The sequence below is a fragment of the Methylobacterium sp. BI1 genome (assembly GCF_056680125.1).
Genome location: NZ_CM155267.1, coordinates 155,083 through 172,141, shown reverse-complemented (window position 1 = coordinate 172,141; position 17,059 = coordinate 155,083). Strand labels below are relative to the sequence as shown.

Genomic DNA, 17,059 nt, shown 5'->3' with positions numbered 1-17,059 from the left:
CGTCCGGACTCATAACCAGTAGCTGACGGTCGCGGCGAGACAGACGGCGGCGAGGAAGTTGACCGCCGAGCGGTCGTAGCGCGTAGCGATGCGGCGGAAGTCTTTCAGGCGACCGAACATCCGCTCGATGCTGTTGCGGCCCCGATAGAGCACAGGCGAGAAGCACGGCTTCCAGCGCCGGTTGACCTTGGGCGGGATGTTGGGCGCGGCTCCGGCCGCCTCGATTTGTCGGCGGATGGCATCGCCGTCGTAGCCCTTGTCAGCCAGCACGACGCGGCAGGCGGGCAGGCGTTCGAGCAGCAGCGCACCGGCCTTGCAGTCGGCGACCTGCCCGCCAGTCAGCAGGAAGGCGAGCGGGCGGCAGGCGCGGTCGGTGAGAGCATGGATCTTGGTCGTGCGCCCGCCCCGCGAGCGGCCGATGGCCTGGTTTTGCTCCCCCCTTTACCCCCGGCGGCGCAGCGATGGGCTTTCACGGCGGTGGAGTCGATCAGCACCTGTGAGGGCGGCCCGCCGGCCTGGGACAGTGTCTCGAATAACCCGACCCAGACCCCCTTGGCCGCCCAGCGCACGAAGCGGTTGTAGAGCGTCTTCTTCGGCCCGTAGACGTCCCGCGGCGCGTCCGTCCAGCGGCCGCCAGACTTGAGCACGTGGACGATACCACTGATCACCCGCCGGTCGTCCACGCGCTCCTTGCCCCGCGTGTCGGTGGGCAGGTGCGGCGCGATCCGCGCAAACTGCTCGTCCGTCAGCCAGAACTGATCCATCGGCCCCTCCCATGGGAGCCGTGAATCACACCTACGCCGTTCGCGCCACCGTTATGGGTCCGGACGCTAGAGCGTTTTCCACTCTTCCGGATCGTATCCGGCGGCAGCGAAGTAGTTTGCGCACTCGGTTGGTGTGAAGGCGTTGAGCAGATCGCCGACGACAGTCCAGAGCCGATCGACCGTGCGCTCGGCCGCTTTGCGCAGCAGCGCCTTGAGTTTGGCGAAGGCCATCTCAATCGGATTAAAGTCGGGCGAGTACGGCGGCAGGAAGCGAAGCCGTGCGCCGCTGGCCTCGATGGCGGCCTGGATCGCTGTGCCCTTGTGGGCGGGGAGGTTGTCGAGGTGGGATTGCCCCGTTTCTGTGGACGGTTCAGGGGGCTTGGCTGAGCAGGGGCTCAGGCAATGGGTGCAGGAGGGTCTCGTTTTCGTAGGCGGCGGGCGAGCGGTAGCCGAGCGCCGAGTGCCGGCGTAGCGGATTGTAGAAGCTCTCGATGTAGCTGAAGCAGGCCATCCGGGCCTCGGCCTGCGAGCGGAAGCGGCGGCGGGCGAGCAACTCACATTCGAGGGTCGAGAAGAAGCTTTCGGCCATGGCGTTGTCGTAGGCATCGCCGATCGAGCCCATCGAGGGTCGCACGCCCGCCTCCCGGCAGCGATTGCCGAAGGCCAGCGACGTGTATTGCGAGCCCTGATCGGAGTGGTGAATCACGTTGCGGGGCCTGCGCTGGGTGACGGCCATCTCCAGAGCGTCCAAGACCAATTCCGAGCGCAGGTGATTGGTCATCGCCCAACCGACGATCCGGCGGCTGAAGGCGTCGAGCACCACCGCAAGATAAAGGAATCCAGCCGCCGTGGGCACGTAGGTAATGTCGGCCACCCAGAGCCGGTTCGGGGCGGCGGCTGCGAAGTTGCGGTCGACGAGATCGGGGGCCGGTCGCGCCTCTCGATCCCGCTGCGTCGTGGCAGGCCCATTACGCCGATGGCTGGTTCCTACGAGCCCGGCCTCGCGCATCAGCCGGGCAATGCGCTTGCGGGAATGCCGTTCACCCTGGTCGCGTAGATCGGCGTGGACGCGCGGTGCACCATAGGTCTCGTGCGAGCCGAGATGGACGGTGCGGATCCGCTTCAGCAGGGCTGTGTCTGCCAACCGTCGCGCCGAGGGCTGGCGGTCGACCCAGGCATAGTACCCGGCCTTCGACACGCCGAGCATGCGCGCCATGGCGGCGATGGGGAAGTCGGCCTGGTTCGCGTTCATGAACCGGAAGACCCCGACGGGAGAACCCCGGTCTCCCGAGCGAACCAGGCCGTCGCGCGAGAGAGGATATCGCGCTCCAGCTTGAGTTGTCGGTTCTCACGCCGAAGCCGGACGAGCTCGTCGCGCTCGGCGACCGTCAGGCCTGGATCGGCAGGCGGCGGCTTCGCCTCACGCCGGCCTTCGCTACGATCGGCCTCGGCCACCCAGTTGCGGATGGCCTGCGCGGAGGGCTCGAACTCGCGAGCCAGATCATTCGGATCACGGCCGGCGCGGGCCAGCTCGACCATCTGTCGGCGGAACTCGATGGGGTAAGGGGGACGGCTCTTCGGCATTGGACAAACACCTCACGCGAAAGCGTTCTCGGTGTCCACCAAACCGGGGCAATCCCAATCCAGCTGCTTGAGCCGTCGGATCTCAGGCACGCCCATGCCGACGAACTGCTTCTTCCAGCGGTAGAAGGTCGGCTCAGATACGCCCATCTTCCGGCAAACTTCGTCCACCGTCGCGCCGTTCTCCGCCTGCCGCAGGGCGAAGGCGATCTGTTCATTCGTGAAGCGTTTGCGAGGCATGGCATCCACCCTCCTTCAGGGTTCAGGATGCCCGAAAAACTTGCGCTCAGCGCGGACCAGTTTGCTGGGTCAGGGTCAGCATCGCCACCCGCTACGACAAGCTGGCCCGCAACTACGCCTCGGCCGTCGCACTCGCTGCCGTCATCGCCTGATGGTACTCATCGGGCCCAGACCCTAAGACCATTGCTACCCGTAAGGGAAGGGTTCCAACGTATTGAATGGGTGAATAAATTGAAGCGTGTTGCCACTTCGCAACGTCGATTCGGATTATGAGGAAAATCGAAATTTTCAGCTGAACTAATTTGACTTAATGCATATAATAGCGCGCGACAACCCGTCCGGAAATCGATAATTTAGCCCCCCACCCCTTCATCGTCGCATTACCGCGGTTAACATCTTGGAGCGCTGTTGTGAGACGTATCGCATGTCCAATTATCGGTATATTAGTCGTATTTATCGCTCAGAAGGCAGCATCTTCAGATATACAAGATCGCGCTCAATACGCCTCTTCATATAATGAGACTCAAGTGTCGTGGCCAAAAAAAAGAGCCATGCCCTACGCTCACAGGCGAACCTTTTGTGAAGAAAATGCTACGTCCGTGACGCTTAAATGTGAGCCCGGAGTTACGTACGTTCCTGATCCTCAGGATTATACAGCATGGAACGCCTATACCTCACATCTTGGCCGGCAGAAAAAGCCTTATGACGAGTTTTTTCGATGGTAACACCCACTTTAAGTGCCAGCTTGTTTGAGTGGCAATTCATTTATTGGGCATAAAACGCAGCTGCAATTCCGCCGTGCAGCCAGCGTTAGCTTACAAACCCGCATACATCGAAGGCTAATCGCTTGTTAAAATTAGGCAATAAAAATCATGCGCCTAAACCAAAGTTATCATGCCCGCACCGGGTGGCGATGACATTCGACGCTGCCTCGGTATGTACAGTGGCGACAATCTCTCTTTTTGCTTCTGCATGCTCCTTCGTCCCCAGCGATGGTCCTCAGGGTTCTGCAGTAAGGAACAGCTCGCAAGTAACGATAGAAGATGCCCCGGGGCTGGTAGGCTACGCAATTATTAAGTTGAGCTCAACTGCAATCCGCGCTGCAAACGAAGCAACTGAAGCGCGTATTCCGCGATTTACCCGCATTCACGGCGGAGAGCGAAACAGCGTTGTGTCTGCTGGTGACATGGTGGCCGTTTCCGTGTTCGAAGCATCAGGGGGCGGGTTGTTCCTGCCAGCCGACAATGGAAACTCAAACAGGCAAGGCAATTTTGTAAATATTCCCATACAACAAGTCGACTCGTCGGGAAGCATTAGCGTCCCTTTTGCGGGCAAAGTTCGTGCATCTGGTCGGACTACACTGCAGATCTCCGAAGAAATTAGAGGGCTTATAGCTAATCGCGCCGTTGAGCCACAGGTCGTAGTTACAGTGACGGAACGTCGAAGTGGGGGCGTCAGCGTCTTTGGGGACGTCAATCTGCCAGCACGGCTACCAATGGAACCGGGCGGCATCCGAGTGCTGGAAGCTATCGCCCGAGCTGGTGGAACAAAAAGCAACTCATTTGAAACCATCGTGACCTTGCAGCGAAAAGGCAACACTCAGCAGGCTTTGCTGAGCAATATTCTTAAGGATTCCGCACAGAACATACTTCTCTCGACAAACGACTCAGTTTTTCTCTCGAAAGAGCCAAAGTACTTTGTCGCACTTGGGGCGACTGTTAATCCGGGCTCTTTAGGCGCCTTAAACAACCGCAGATTTCCATTTGAGACAGACAATTTGACGTTGACAGAGGCTGTAGCTAGGGCTGGCGGGTTAGACGCCGCACGTGCTAATCCACAGCAAATATTCATATATCGGCTAGAAGAAAAGCCTGCGCTACGAGAGCTAGGCATAGACCTTCAGATCTATTCAGGCCCTCGCGTTCCAACAATATATACGATCGACTTTAGTCGTCCCGATGCTTTCTTTTTAGCGAGCGATTTCTACATGCGGGATAAAGATGTGATATTCATCTCTGAGGCACCGAGCGTTGGCTTGTCTAGGTTCACAGCAGCTCTGTCAGGTATATCAGGCAATGCTTCCTCAATCTCCACTACTATTACACCGCGTTAGAAAATCGGAAATAATCATCTTTTAATTCTGCATGTACCGATGCTATTAGATGTCGTTTTGAACATGGGAACTCGGCTTACCGCTACCTAGTGCACTGACTCAGACGGATGGTTCAGGGGATCGGCTGACGGCCGCGAGGATGCTGGCGGCGGGTTTGGTCCAGACGAAAGGTCTGGCGCGTCGGTTATGCTCGGCGATGTCGCGTTTGATGGCCGCGTGCAGATCGACGACGCCGGTGAAGGACCCGCGTCGCAGCCGACGCCGCGTGAGTGCTGAGAAGAAGCCCTTGACGGCGCTGAGCCAGGAGGCCGAGGTCGGGGTGAAGTGGAAGGTGAAGCCGCGGGTGGCGGGCGAGCCAGGCGCGCACCTTCGGATGCTTGTGGGTGGCGACGTTGTCGAGGATCGCGTTGACCGCCTTGCCGGGCGGGACGACGGCCTCGATTTCGTTGAGGACGCGGATGAACTCACCGTTCGGTGGCGCTGCATGCCGCGGCCGAGCACGGTGCCCGCCAGGACGTCGAGGGCAGCAAACAGCGTCGTGGTGCCGTGACGGGTCTAGGGCGTCTCTGCAAAGTCATGTGAGCCAGAGCATGGCCATGCCGAGTGTGACCATGGCGAGGTAATTCGTTGCTCGCTTCTCGTAGCGGGTTGCGATCCGGCGATATTGCTTCAGCCGGCCGATCAACCGCTCGACCTTGTTGCGCTCTCGGTAAGCCGCTTTGTCGAAATCGGGCTGACGCGGCTGATCCTTGCGGGTCGGGATGACCGGCCAAGCCATTAGCGCGAGTCAGGTCATCTTGCGGGCTTATGCAGCTGGCATGGCCGATGCCGCCTAGGCGTCGGCGACAGGAAGCTTGGACTTGCACCGGTTTAATGGAGAGCGGTTTGGTGGGCGATACCCCTTTCGAATAGTGTGGGGCTGGTGAAGCCAAGCGCCGAGTGACGGCGTCGGGGATTGTAGAAGCCATCGATGTAACGGGCCAGCGCGTCGATGGCCTCGGCTCGCGTCTGGAACGCGGTGCGCCAGACCCGTTCGCTTTTCAGCGTCTTGAAGAACGTCTCGACCATCGCGTTGTCATAGCAATTTCCCTTGCCGGACATCGAAGTCACGATGCCATGTCTGCGTAGCTCCGCCTGATACTCGTTCGCACAGTACTGACTGCCGCGGTCGGAATGATGCAATAAACCTGGTCCGGGCTGTCGGACGACAAGGGCACGTCGCAGCGCAGTCAATGCCAGTTCCTTGTGAAGACGGTCGCCCGCCGCCCAACCCACGACGCGTCGGGAGTACAGGTCGAGAACCACCGCCAGATACAGCCAGCCCTCCCGCGTCCAGATGTAGGAAATGTCCGCGCCCCACTTCCGATCCGGTCCGGGTGCCGTGAAGTCCTGGTCGAGGTGGTTGGGCGCGATCGGGAAGGCGTGGCCGCTGTCCGTCGTGCGTTGGAAGCGGCGCGGCTGGCGGGCCTTGAGCCCGTTCTCCCGCATCAGCCGGGCCACGCGCCGCCGGCCGGCCGCCAAGCCCTGCTCGCGCAGTTCGTGGGTCATGCGCGGGCTTCCGTAGGTCTCGTGCGAGAGCATGAAGGCGGACCGGACATGGGTGAGCAGCACGAGATCCTCGCGCTGGCGCGTCGAGGCTGGACGACTCTTCCAGGCAAAATAGCCGCTCGGACTGACGTCGAGAATGTTGCACAGGCGCGCGACCGGGAAGTCCCTTTTCGCCGCGTCGACGAGGTGGAACCTCATCGACTTCCCTCCTTGGCGAAAAAAGCCGTGGCCCGCTTCAGGATCTCCCGTTCCTGGCGCAGCACCTCGTTCTCACGGCGCAGGCGCTTGAGCTCAGCGGCCATGTCCTCCTGTCGGTCGGCCGGCGGGTGGTCCATCTCGCGCTCACGTCGGCCGTCGATCCCGTTGCGCAGCGTCGAGAGCCCGACGCCGAGATCGGCGGCGACCTCCCGGCGGGACCGCCCGCTCGTCTGGGCCAGCCGCACCGCCTCGGCACGAAACTCAGGGGTAAAGGTCTGCTTCCCGACTGCCTTGGAAACCCTCCTCCTTCAGGAAAAAGAGCTCTCCACTTTTCCGGAGCAAGTCCAGTCTTGCCAAGGTCAAAGCTCTCCTCCGAACGGCTGCAGCACGGACCGCCGCCAACCTAACCACCGCCAACGAGAACGCGTTCGCCGCCGTCCGACCGGATGAGTGCCGAAACTACCTCGCCGCTGCCGGATACGGGCTCCGGTACGGGGCGACTATGCGGCGCGGCTGAGCACCCGTTGAGTGTTCACGAAATGGCGGTCACGCGCCCGGCCCGTGATCCGCAGCACGCTCGCTACTGTGCGCTGACCCGGACACAGAATGGCGCCGATCAGCAGGGCCTGAGCGTGCCGCCACGAGCGGTGGACAAATAGCGGCGCAAACGACAGGATGATCCCGGCGAAGCGGTCGGGCAGGTGCGGCATGAGGCGTCTCTGGCAAGGGACACCATCAGCCTGTCCATTACGCCCGCTTCGTCACCCCGCACGTTCAAGGGCCTGCCCAATGGCCAAAGTCGAGCTGAGGGCCAAATGACTCGATCCGTGCTCAGAAGTCCTGAGAGGTCGACGGTTCGGATTGGGATGGCCGCTAATTTGCAATAGGAACGCGGTTGATCACATGAGAAATACTGAAATTATCCCAGATGAAATAAGGTTTTATCGGAACAAGAAATTCGATCTATTTCAGCAGCAATAAAAATTATGCTCGCTCCTGTAGGCGTTGCGACAGTCGCGTGATGCGGGTTAATCGCACTGTTGATATCGTGGCTGGTGGAGCGCCTCTAGTAGCCCGGCCGAAGTAATGCTTGGGGTCAATAGAGATTGGATAAGATCCGACAGGTCCCATTGGAGCGGGGGATGGACCTACCAAAAGCATCAAAGCGGTTGGGCATAGCCGTAGTCGGCATTCTGATTGTTCTTGAACCGGTCAAAGCTCAGCCCAACATGCGCAAATTCCTTGAAGGTCGTTGGGAAGGGGACGGGCTCCAGATCCAAGTTGATCAGGACGCCGTTCAGGCCAATGACAATCCAGGGAAGCCCTTCGAGTGGAATCCACTCAACATACACGATGTCACCGGCAATATGATTGTATTTCGGATCGGCTCACGCCAATACATCGCGTTGATTAACGGCCAGAAAATGACCGTTGTGATCGCTGGCTACAGCAAATCGTACGTCCTCACGAAGCATTCGCTCACATCCCAAGGCAATTCCAGCCGCCGCTGATTTATCTGCGGCTGGCTTAAAAATGGTTGATGAACCAGGCTGCTAGTGGTCTGAGTTAGAAGTTCTCTGACAGAAGCGTCCGACGCTTGCGAGGATCGCATCAGCGGGTTTGGTCCAGGCGAAGGGCTTTGGATCGGCATTGGTTTGGTCGATGTAGGCGTGGATCGCAGCTTCGAGATCGGTGATCTGTTGGAAGGCACCACGCTGCAGACGTCGACGGGTCAGAATGACAAACCAGCCCTCGACGAGATTGAGCCACGATGCGGACGTCGGCGTGAAATGAAGGTGCCAACGCGGACGCTTCACACTTGGACGGTATGGCGGGTTTTGCCCCGGCCTCTCGCACCTCTTCGCGGAAGCGGTGGCTGGAGTAGCCCCGATCCGCCACCACCCATCGGGGCACGCCCGGCAAGCGCTTGAGCAGGGGCAGCGCATGAGGCAATTCGTGGGCCTGTCCCAGTGCAATCCGAAAGGCGATCGCGCGGACTGCGCCGTCAGCGATCACGCAAGTTTTCGTCCCATAGTCTCCACGTGATCGGCCAAAAGCTTCACGAGCGTCTCGCTCGGCTGCAGATTACACCTTTTGGCGGCACCTGCCGCTTTCTGGTGCGCGCGCATGTTGGTGCCGTCGAGGAACACTATGCCGCGCTGAATGCCGCGCTCCTGTACGAGGGCGAGAAGATGCTCCCAGACACCGCCGCGCGAACCAGCGTATGAAGATTTGCGCTGCCCGCCACCACGGCCCCAGGTCATGCGGTATGGGGCGCCACTTGGCGCCGTTCTGATGCCGCCACAGGATTGCCGAGAGCGTGCGCCGCAGGTCATGAGGCGGCGTCATCGCCTTCGATCGACAGTTTATATTTTCTGAATGTCGAGTCTGCGACGTAGCTTATAACTAGCTAATGAATTTCGTCCTCCCATCATTTCATTCTTATATCGTAAAGATTTTTTGATCCGTCCACATTACGCATTATCTCTGATAATTGTTGATTTAGCACTTTTCCCCATAATGAAGCCGGCCCAACCGGGTAACTATCCCCATGTATATTTTTTGCGCGGGATTGTATGATCTTATCAAAAACAATATTAGCCGACGGCTTTAATCGCGAAGATACCGTTAGTATCTGAGTTATATTGTCTTTCACCTCAGTTTCAAAAGTCGGAGACTTATCCTTCGCGTCTACTACTGTAATTCCGCTAGGAATTTTCTTAGGTTCCGAACCAACCACGACGTTTCCGGAAACCTCTGAAGAGGAAAGCCCGAGCATTGAAATACCAAGTGCTGAATTAGTTACCACGATGTTGTTCGTGACACGGACATTCTGCCAAAGCCCATCAAAAATCGAAATTCCTTGCATCCAAACGCCAGTATCCTCTTTGCTACGAGAAATAGCTCTTGTACTTCCCTTGTCATCCATGCGAGCTGCCTGATAATTCAAAATTACATTTCCATCAATAACGATTTTTTCTGTCAACGAATTGTGTTCTGTCCATCCCTGAATACCGTCTGGGTGGTGCGGATTGGAAAAGCTATTCCGCCCGCTAAGAATTATATTGTCAAGTATCCATTGATTGCTAACAGAAAAACTGATATTGTCGTTTACAATACTGGCAAATTTGTTTCCGATTATAACTGAATTTTGCCCACCAGAATGAATGCCTCCATGTAAATTTTTGAATTCATTACTAAGCATGGCTAGACATTTTCCTCTGCTTACTAAACCTGATGCAGTTTTCAATGTCCAAGCTGTGTCATCCCACAGGTGTCCCGCCACTGTTTGAAATCGGTTCTTTTCGAAGATAATGGATGATGATGAGGGGGCGATCAAAACGAAGGGCCCGGGCTTTTCGTCACGAGACTCAAATGACAGTCCTGTAACTAATACCCGCTCCGCACCCTCAAATCTAAGTTCTCTTAGAGTTGGTTTTTCATTCCTCGCTGCTTCGATAGTGATGAAATCATCGTTGCCAAGAGCGGAAATTACTGCCTTCCCGTGGTCACCTCCCATCAACAACAGCCGATCACCTGATTTGAGTCTAGACGTTGATTTGCTTTTCATAAATAATTCAAGACTTGGATAAGGCTTCAATACGCTTCCATCACCATCTATACGTCCAGTTGACGGATTTAGATGGTAGCTATTTCCAAGCTTTTCTCGTCCGGGTTGGGGACAGCCTGGGTAAGCCATGAAATTTCGATTCCTACCATTTTCCAAGGTTCTCTCGACAATGTAATTTGTGAAATCAGCAGAATTCATGCGTGCCGACATGCCGTCTTGCTTAGCTATGAGTATATGCTGCGATATAAAATCAGACTTTGAGGGCTGCGCTGAAAGCGCTATCTGATAGGTCGAAATGGTTACCATAGTAACAATTATAATCTTTTTGGCTATATTATGCTTTTTTCTAGTCTTAAAAATTTCTTTCAACCTATCTATCGGCAAATTAGATTGCAAATGATCTAAAATTTCGATTGATACCCACCGATGTTCTGACATTTTTATATGATTTTTCCTTGAATATTTTATTTCATTCACAGCATTAAGGGAGATTTTGTTTAGGCCTAGAGGCTTACGTGAAGCCGTCTGGCGCGAACTGCCTTCCCGGCCCGCTAAGAGCCCACCCGATAAGGTGCGGAGGCAGGGTTGAGTGGCCGGGCTGGCAATGAGTCCAATAGGGTGCTGAAACATGACGTAGATCTGCCATCTGAACCCCAACCACCCGGCGGCAGCATAGCCGTACGGGCCTACGCTATGAAACCGATCTGACGGATGCCACGTGGGCGGTGATCGCGCCCCTTATACCGGAGCCGGCGCCATATGACCGCTCACCAGTGGCTTTTTGGGGGCGGCGCGTTGGCATGATGGCGCATCCCCGCCAGCAGGGCGAGGGCCAGCATTACCAGGCTGACGTGCGGATGCCATCTTTGCCAGGAGCGGGTTTCGTTGTGGGCCAGCCCGAGTTCGGTCTTGGCGGTCTGGAACGCGTCCTTAATACTCCAGCACCGTCCCTCGACCCCGACCAGGGTCGCGTGCGGCGTGCCAACTGGGCACCAAAGTCGTGAAGTAGGCGGGCTCGCCGTTGCTCAGGCTGCCGCGAATCAGCAGCCCCCGAGTCCACAGTGAGAGGCCTGCCAGCGTGCTTGCATACCGCTCGTAATCCTTGACGAGGCGACGGAAGCGGGTCGCCAAGGCGATGGAGCGCTCAACCACCCAGCGCCGCGGCAGCAGGACGAAGCCGCGCTTGGCTTCCGGTAGTTTGACGACCTCGAATTCGATGCCGTGCGTGCGGGCCGCCTTGGCCGGCTTCTCGCCCGTTTAGCCCTGGTCGACATAGACAAGATCGACGCTGTCCCCGGTGGCAGCCTGCACGGCTTGCGCCAAGCGCCCCCGACCCGGGCGCGGTCGTCGGCATCGGCGGAGGTGACGTGTGGACTTGCTCCGGAAAAGTGGAGAGCTCTTTTTCCTGAAGGAGGAGGGTTTCCAAGGCAGTCGGGAAGCAGACCTTTACCCCTGAGTTTCGTGCCGAGGCGGTGCGGCTGGCCCAGACGAGCGGGCGGTCCCGCCGGGAGGTCGCCGCCGATCTCGGCGTCGGGCTCTCGACGCTGCGCAACGGGATCGACGGCCGACGTGAGCGCGAGATGGACCACCCGCCGGCCGACCGACAGGAGGACATGGCCGCTGAGCTCAAGCGCCTGCGCCGTGAGAACGAGGTGCTGCGCCAGGAACGGGAGATCCTGAAGCGGGCCACGGCTTTTTTCGCCAAGGAGGGAAGTCGATGAGGTTCCACCTCGTCGACGCGGCGAAAAGGGACTTCCCGGTCGCGCGCCTGTGCAACATTCTCGACGTCAGTCCGAGCGGCTATTTTGCCTGGAAGAGTCGTCCAGCCTCGACGCGCCAGCGCGAGGATCTCGTGCTGCTCACCCATGTCCGGTCCGCCTTCATGCTCTCGCACGAGACCTACGGAAGCCCGCGCATGACCCACGAACTGCGCGAGCAGGGCTTGGCGGCCGGCCGGCGGCGCGTGGCCCGGCTGATGCGGGAGAACGGGCTCAAGGCCCGCCAGCCGCGCCGCTTCCAACGCACGACGGACAGCGGCCACGCCTTCCCGATCGCGCCCAACCACCTCGACCAGGACTTCACGGCACCCGGACCGGATCGGAAGTGGGGCGCGGACATTTCCTACATCTGGACGCGGGAGGGCTGGCTGTATCTGGCGGTGGTTCTCGACCTGTACTCCCGACGCGTCGTGGGTTGGGCGGCGGGCGACCGTCTTCACAAGGAACTGGCATTGACTGCGCTGCGACGTGCCCTTGTCGTCCGACAGCCCGGACCAGGTTTATTGCATCATTCCGACCGCGGCAGTCAGTACTGTGCGAACGAGTATCAGGCGGAGCTACGCAGACATGGCATCGTGACTTCGATGTCCGGCAAGGGAAATTGCTATGACAACGCGATGGTCGAGACGTTCTTCAAGACGCTGAAAAGCGAACGGGTCTGGCGCACCGCGTTCCAGACGCGAGCCGAGGCCATCGACGCGCTGGCCCGTTACATCGATGGCTTCTACAATCCCCGACGCCGTCACTCGGCGCTTGGCTTCACCAGCCCCACACTATTCGAAAGGGGTATCGCCCACCAAACCGCTCTCCATTAAACCGGTGCAAGTCCAAGCTTCCTGTCGCCGACGCCTAGGCGGCATCGGCCATGCCAGCTGCATAAGCCCGCAAGATGACCTGACTCGCGCTAATGGCTTGGCCGGTCATCCCGACCCGCAAGGATCAGCCGCGTCAGCCCGATTTCGACAAAGCGGCTTACCGAGAGCGCAACAAGGTCGAGCGGTTGATCGGCCGGCTGAAGCAATATCGCCGGATCGCAACCCGCTACGAGAAGCGAGCAACGAATTACCTCGCCATGGTCACACTCGGCATGGCCATGCTCTGGCTCACATGACTTTGCAGAGACGCCCTAGGAGATGGATGAGCGCGGCTCAGTCGTCGTCATCTCTCAGCATCCCAACCGCCGTGAACCCCGGCAGATTGATCGCGATCTTTTCACATGGCGACACCTTGTCGCGAATTTCTTCGGCAAGCTCAAAGAGTTCAAGCGCATCGCTATGCGCTCCGACAAGACCGGCCAGAGTTTCGCCGCCCTGATCTACCTCTGTGCTGCCGTCATCAACTCACAATGAATCTCAACAAGCCCGAGCGGGATCGCTCGACGGACTGTCTTCATAGAGTGAGTGCTGTCTGAAAAATTTGGATCTATAGTAATTATCTGCAGTATAGTGCGCAGTTGTGATATCACATTGTGCTATCAAACCCTTGCTTCCCGTGTTTGCTTCATCGGTTTTCAGTTTAATTCGTTACTGAATAAAGTATGAGTGAGCACGATGTTATAAAAATATTTCGAGTTAAGGTTGATAAGCTCATGATTATCCCAAAATTAATCAATATATGCATTACACTTTTAGGTAATTCCAAGTGGAAGAATCTAGTAATCGCTTGATGCTAGCAATCGCTCGTTACACTTTGCTATACATGAGTTACAACAATGCCACAGCTCTGGGTCACCTACGTCGAGCTCGCCGATCATCTCAATATAGACCCCGGGATTGCTCGGAGTTTGGCTCATGTTCGGAAGTGGGACCGACGGCGTTCGCATGACGGGTTAACTCGGGTGAAGCTCCCAGCTAACGAAGCTATTTCCTACATGACAGATTACTTGAGCCAAGTTGCAGCATCGATTTCGGATGATCTTAGGATTGCCTGTAGAAAAACCTCTTTTGCGTCAGCAGAAAATTTGGAAGCGGCGTGATCGCAGACCGCTGGGGCTTTTTATCGTTGAACCAACCGAGGGTGGCCGCGAGGCTCGGTGCTGGAGCGCGGCGTGCAAATCGGGATGATGTCGCTATATGGCACAGACGTACCGGCTCAACACAAGGCGGCCGGTTCCGCAAAACGTATGGCCCGTCCCGTTGGCAAGTGGGACTGGATGCCTTAGTCTAAGTGACCCGCGTAAACTGCCTGCTCTCTCGTCGGCCGCGAGACGATGGCACGGTGTACGAGTGGCGCTGAGCTGCTCGGTTCTGTTCGCCAGATTCCGACCTCTGGCGCAGTCGGCTGGGAGCCCAACGACGCGTGCGGACGGATGCTATTGTAGTGCCTTCACCATTGCTCGGTGACGACACTGGCCTCCTTGAGGGTATAGAACACCTCGCAGTTGAGAAGTTCGTTGCGCAACGACCTCCGTGACCTCAATGGACTGGATTGCTTGAGAAGCCTTGCTGCCTTGCGAGACGCAAATCTCGACTTGACGCAGCTTGGCAACGAGCTCTGCAGCCGTATGCTTCTTCCGACGCATCTCTACATCCTCCACATGGCGCGAAGCCATATGTGGAACGGTCCTGCGAACAAGAGCGCTCAGCAGCAGATCCTCCACCGAGAATGGTGCGGTCAGATGTGCGGCCTCAGGGCGCGGTCAGCAAACTCTGGCCGCGATGGAGTCTGCGAGGCGAGTGGCATATCATAACTGCGCGCTCAGAAGCGCATTGGCTTTTGAGGCCCGTCTCACTTCGGGTTGACGTCCCTTCACGTCTCATCGCTGTTGTTGCACACCTTGCCCCTGCCCGGCAGCGGTCCGCCGTTAAGGTCTGTTTGGTCTTTGGGATTGCCCCGTTTCTGTGGACGGTTCAGGGGGCTTGGCTGAGCAGGGGCTCAGGCAATGGGTGCAGGAGGGTCTCGTTTTCGTAGGCGGCGGGCGAGCGGTAGCCGAGCGCCGAGTGCCGGCGTAGCGGATTGTAGAAGCTCTCGATGTAGCTGAAGCAGGCCATCCGGGCCTCGGCCTGCGAGCGGAAGCGGCGGCGGGCGAGCAACTCACATTCGAGGGTCGAGAAGAAGCTTTCGGCCATGGCGTTGTCGTAGGCATCGCCGATCGAGCCCATCGAGGGTCGCACGCCCGCCTCCCGGCAGCGATTGCCGAAGGCCAGCGACGTGTATTGCGAGCCCTGATCGGAGTGGTGAATCACGTTGCGGGGCCTGCGCTGGGTGACGGCCATCTCCAGAGCGTCCAAGACCAATTCCGAGCGCAGGTGATTGGTCATCGCCCAACCGACGATCCGGCGGCTGAAGGCGTCGAGCACCACCGCAAGATAAAGGAATCCAGCCGCCGTGGGCACGTAGGTAATGTCGGCCACCCAGAGCCGGTTCGGGGCGGCGGCTGCGAAGTTGCGGTCGACGAGATCGGGGGCCGGTCGCGCCTCTCGATCCCGCTGCGTCGTGGCAGGCCCATTACGCCGATGGCTGGTTCCTACGAGCCCGGCCTCGCGCATCAGCCGGGCAATGCGCTTGCGGGAATGCCGTTCACCCTGGTCGCGTAGATCGGCGTGGACGCGCGGTGCACCATAGGTCTCGTGCGAGCCGAGATGGACGGTGCGGATCCGCTTCAGCAGGGCTGTGTCTGCCAACCGTCGCGCCGAGGGCTGGCGGTCGACCCAGGCATAGTACCCGGCCTTCGACACGCCGAGCATGCGCGCCATGGCGGCGATGGGGAAGTCGGCCTGGTTCGCGTTCATGAACCGGAAGACCCCGACGGGAGAACCCCGGTCTCCCGAGCGAACCAGGCCGTCGCGCGAGAGAGGATATCGCGCTCCAGCTTGAGTTGTCGGTTCTCACGCCGAAGCCGGACGAGCTCGTCGCGCTCGGCGACCGTCAGGCCTGGATCGGCAGGCGGCGGCTTCGCCTCACGCCGGCCTTCGCTACGATCGGCCTCGGCCACCCAGTTGCGGATGGCCTGCGCGGAGGGCTCGAACTCGCGAGCCAGATCATTCGGATCACGGCCGGCGCGGGCCAGCTCGACCATCTGTCGGCGGAACTCGATGGGGTAAGGGGGACGGCTCTTCGGCATTGGACAAACACCTCACGCGAAAGCGTTCTCGGTGTCCACCAAACCGGGGCAATCCCAGTCTTTGACGGCATCTGCCGGTGTACTCCCCGCCGTGGAGCACGGTGCATCGCTAATTCTTACGCTTCTCGCAGATAGGCGTGTTCGAGCGCCTCGCCCATGCCCTCACGATGGCTGACCGTGAGCGGGTCGGACGCGAGGACTTGTTCAGTCCCGAGGAGAGATGGGTCGGATCGTATCTGAAGCGGCTTGGACCGTCTGTCCAGGCTCGGCAGATCGATTGGTATGGGCGTGAGGCCACGTAGGGTCTTGAGCCGCCGGGCGAAGTTGTAGGCGTCCAGGAAGGCGGCGAGGTGTTCCCGCAGCTGATCGTGACGGTCGTAGTGGTAGCGCTTGACCATCGCCTCCTTGAGGATCTGGTTCATGCGCTCGACTTGGCCATTGGTCCACGGATGGTTTGGTTTGGTGAGCCGATGCTCGATGTCCTGCGCCCGGCAGATCTGATCGAAGCATTTGATGCGGTACAAGGCAGTCGGGCCGCGACGATTCTTGGGCAGCTCGACGAACTGGATGCCGTTGTCGGTTAGGATGGTGTGCAGGCGGTAAGGACAGGCCGCGATGAGCGCCTCCAAGAAGCCGCAGGCCACGAGCCGATCAGCGCGTTCGTGCAACTGGGCAAAGGCGTATTTGGACGTCCTGTCAATGGCCACCTAGAGGTACAGCTTGCCTTCGCCGGTGCGAACCTCTGCGATGTCGATGTGGAAGAAGCCAATCGGATAAGCCCTGAAGGCTTGCTTACCGGGCTTGTCGCCGCCGACCTCCGGTAACCGGCTGATCTCGCGGCGCTGTAGACAGCGATGCAGCGACGAGCGGGGCAGGTGCGGGATGGTGGCCTGGAGCGCGTAGAGGCAGTCGTCGAGCGGCAAGAGGGTGTGCCGGCGGAAGGCAACGATGATCGCCTCCTCTTCAGTCGTGAGCACGGTCGAGCGCGGCGTCTTCGGTCCCATCGCTGCGTCATGCACGAAGGCACGCTTGCGCCACTTCGCGACTGTCTTGGGGTTCAGCCCATGCTGTGCCGCAAGATCTTTGAGCGAAGCTTTCGATCGCTGTAGCGCTGCTCTGATCGCGTGCGTGGTCATGGCGCAGCCGTGAAGAACCTGTCCCATAACGCCTCCCGGTATGCAGCGACCTCAGCTGAACTGATGC

General features: G+C 58.8%; 10 protein-coding genes and 13 pseudogenes. 7 read left to right on the top strand and 16 right to left on the bottom strand.

From position 1 onward, the window contains the following. Nucleotides 1-9 precede the first annotated feature (9 nt). The 4 genes and pseudogenes from AC1MGR_RS00855 to AC1MGR_RS00840 form a co-directional block, all read right to left on the bottom strand. A protein-coding gene (locus AC1MGR_RS00855; protein WP_480233363.1) for an IS5 family transposase occupies nt 10-764 on the bottom strand; the annotation gives its coding sequence in 2 pieces (ribosomal slippage) (nt 10-434 and nt 434-764; 756 coding nt in all). A 66-nt stretch (nt 765-830) separates the two neighbouring features. Further along, a pseudogene (locus tag AC1MGR_RS00850) lies at nt 831-1,106 on the bottom strand (transposase); the annotation flags it as partial. A 28-nt stretch (nt 1,107-1,134) separates the two neighbouring features. Further along, nucleotides 1,135-2,348, bottom strand: a protein-coding gene (locus AC1MGR_RS00845; protein WP_480233354.1) for an IS3 family transposase whose coding sequence is annotated in 2 segments (ribosomal slippage) — nt 1,135-2,069 and nt 2,069-2,348 — 1,215 coding nt in all. Because the reading frame shifts where the segments join, the coding sequence is not laid out codon by codon here. A gap of 57 nt (nt 2,349-2,405) precedes the next feature. After that, nucleotides 2,406-2,585: pseudogene (locus tag AC1MGR_RS00840) on the bottom strand (transposase); the annotation flags it as partial. A gap of 847 nt (nt 2,586-3,432) precedes the next feature. Between AC1MGR_RS00840 and AC1MGR_RS00835 the strand changes: the two are divergent. After that, a complete protein-coding gene (locus AC1MGR_RS00835; protein WP_480233362.1) occupies nt 3,433-4,698 on the top strand; it encodes a polysaccharide biosynthesis/export family protein in 1,266 nt (421 codons plus the stop codon). A gap of 99 nt (nt 4,699-4,797) precedes the next feature. Here the strand turns inward: AC1MGR_RS00835 and AC1MGR_RS00830 are convergent. The 4 genes and pseudogenes from AC1MGR_RS00830 to AC1MGR_RS00815 form a co-directional block, all read right to left on the bottom strand. Further along, nucleotides 4,798-5,250, bottom strand: a pseudogene (locus tag AC1MGR_RS00830) (transposase); the annotation flags it as partial. 22 nt (nt 5,251-5,272) lie between these two features. Next, a pseudogene (locus tag AC1MGR_RS00825) lies at nt 5,273-5,467 on the bottom strand (transposase); the annotation flags it as partial. 101 nt (nt 5,468-5,568) lie between these two features. Further along, nucleotides 5,569-6,689 (bottom strand): IS3 family transposase gene (locus AC1MGR_RS00820; RefSeq protein ID WP_480233358.1). Its coding sequence is split into 2 segments (ribosomal slippage): nt 5,569-6,470 and nt 6,470-6,689, totalling 1,122 coding nucleotides; the frame shifts between segments, so codons are not numbered across the junction. A 255-nt stretch (nt 6,690-6,944) separates the two neighbouring features. Next, on the bottom strand, nt 6,945-7,154 hold the full coding sequence (locus AC1MGR_RS00815) for a hypothetical protein (RefSeq protein ID WP_480233361.1): 210 nt from the start codon (nt 7,152-7,154) through the stop codon (nt 6,945-6,947). 432 nt (nt 7,155-7,586) lie between these two features. Here AC1MGR_RS00815 and AC1MGR_RS00810 point away from each other — a divergent pair, with 432 nt between their 5' ends. Further along, on the top strand, nt 7,587-7,955 hold the full coding sequence (locus AC1MGR_RS00810) for a hypothetical protein (protein ID WP_480233360.1): 369 nt from the start codon (nt 7,587-7,589) through the stop codon (nt 7,953-7,955). Between the two features lie 42 nt (nt 7,956-7,997). On the opposite strand, the pseudogene AC1MGR_RS00805 reads toward AC1MGR_RS00810, so the two are convergent. The 3 genes and pseudogenes from AC1MGR_RS00805 to AC1MGR_RS00795 all read right to left on the bottom strand — a co-directional run. Continuing rightward, nucleotides 7,998-8,261: pseudogene (locus AC1MGR_RS00805) on the bottom strand (IS630 family transposase); the annotation flags it as partial. Continuing rightward, nucleotides 8,233-8,814 (bottom strand): annotated as a pseudogene (locus tag AC1MGR_RS00800) (IS5 family transposase); the annotation flags it as partial. The pseudogenes AC1MGR_RS00800 and AC1MGR_RS00805, both read right to left, overlap by 29 nt. Before the next feature lie 61 nt (nt 8,815-8,875). Continuing rightward, nucleotides 8,876-10,645 (bottom strand): right-handed parallel beta-helix repeat-containing protein, encoded by a 1,770-nt coding sequence (locus AC1MGR_RS00795; RefSeq protein WP_480233359.1) that lies wholly within the window; start codon nt 10,643-10,645, stop codon nt 8,876-8,878. Between the two features lie 20 nt (nt 10,646-10,665). Here AC1MGR_RS00795 and AC1MGR_RS00790 point away from each other — a divergent pair. Continuing rightward, nucleotides 10,666-10,791 (top strand): annotated as a pseudogene (locus AC1MGR_RS00790) (transposase); the annotation flags it as partial. Here the strand turns inward: AC1MGR_RS00790 and AC1MGR_RS00785 are convergent. Next, a pseudogene (locus AC1MGR_RS00785) lies at nt 10,783-11,104 on the bottom strand (IS701 family transposase); the annotation flags it as partial. The pseudogenes AC1MGR_RS00790 and AC1MGR_RS00785 sit on opposite strands and share 9 nt — an antisense overlap. Nucleotides 11,105-11,107: 3 nt before the next feature. Next, nucleotides 11,108-11,224 (bottom strand): annotated as a pseudogene (locus AC1MGR_RS00780) (IS5/IS1182 family transposase); the annotation flags it as partial. Between the two features lie 263 nt (nt 11,225-11,487). Here AC1MGR_RS00780 and AC1MGR_RS00775 point away from each other — a divergent pair. The 3 genes and pseudogenes from AC1MGR_RS00775 to AC1MGR_RS00765 all read left to right on the top strand — a co-directional run bounded on the left by AC1MGR_RS00775 (nt 11,488) and on the right by AC1MGR_RS00765 (nt 13,142). Then, a protein-coding gene (locus AC1MGR_RS00775) for an IS3 family transposase (protein ID WP_480233358.1) occupies nt 11,488-12,608 on the top strand; the annotation gives its coding sequence in 2 pieces (ribosomal slippage) (nt 11,488-11,707 and nt 11,707-12,608; 1,122 coding nt in all). 101 nt (nt 12,609-12,709) lie between these two features. Then, nucleotides 12,710-12,904 (top strand): annotated as a pseudogene (locus AC1MGR_RS00770) (transposase); the annotation flags it as partial. A 22-nt stretch (nt 12,905-12,926) separates the two neighbouring features. Beyond that, nucleotides 12,927-13,142: a hypothetical protein gene (locus AC1MGR_RS00765; protein ID WP_480233357.1), complete on the top strand. Its 216-nt coding sequence runs from the start codon at nt 12,927-12,929 to the stop codon at nt 13,140-13,142. A 1,040-nt stretch (nt 13,143-14,182) separates the two neighbouring features. Here the strand turns inward: AC1MGR_RS00765 and AC1MGR_RS00760 are convergent. Both AC1MGR_RS00760 and AC1MGR_RS00755 read right to left on the bottom strand, forming a co-directional pair. Beyond that, nucleotides 14,183-14,314, bottom strand: a pseudogene (locus tag AC1MGR_RS00760) (IS3 family transposase); the annotation flags it as partial. 328 nt (nt 14,315-14,642) lie between these two features. Then, nucleotides 14,643-15,856 (bottom strand): IS3 family transposase gene (locus tag AC1MGR_RS00755; RefSeq protein ID WP_480233354.1). Its coding sequence is split into 2 segments (ribosomal slippage): nt 14,643-15,577 and nt 15,577-15,856, totalling 1,215 coding nucleotides; the frame shifts between segments, so codons are not numbered across the junction. A 65-nt stretch (nt 15,857-15,921) separates the two neighbouring features. Between AC1MGR_RS00755 and AC1MGR_RS00750 the strand changes: the two are divergent. Beyond that, nucleotides 15,922-16,053 (top strand): annotated as a pseudogene (locus AC1MGR_RS00750) (transposase); the annotation flags it as partial. Nucleotides 16,054-16,058: 5 nt separating this feature from the next. Here AC1MGR_RS00750 and AC1MGR_RS00745 read toward each other — a convergent pair. Continuing rightward, nucleotides 16,059-17,019 (bottom strand): annotated as a pseudogene (locus tag AC1MGR_RS00745) (IS481 family transposase); the annotation flags it as partial. Between the last annotated feature and the right edge of the window lie 40 nt (nt 17,020-17,059).

Coding starts and splice junctions, on each gene's coding strand:
- AC1MGR_RS00765 (WP_480233357.1), top strand. CDS start 12,927: ATGGATGAGCGCGGCTCAGTCGTCGTCATCTCTCAGCATCCCAACCGC.
- AC1MGR_RS00810 (WP_480233360.1), top strand. CDS start 7,587: ATGGACCTACCAAAAGCATCAAAGCGGTTGGGCATAGCCGTAGTCGGC.
- AC1MGR_RS00815 (WP_480233361.1), bottom strand. CDS start 7,154: ATGCCGCACCTGCCCGACCGCTTCGCCGGGATCATCCTGTCGTTTGCG.
- AC1MGR_RS00795 (WP_480233359.1), bottom strand. CDS start 10,645: ATGTTTCAGCACCCTATTGGACTCATTGCCAGCCCGGCCACTCAACCC.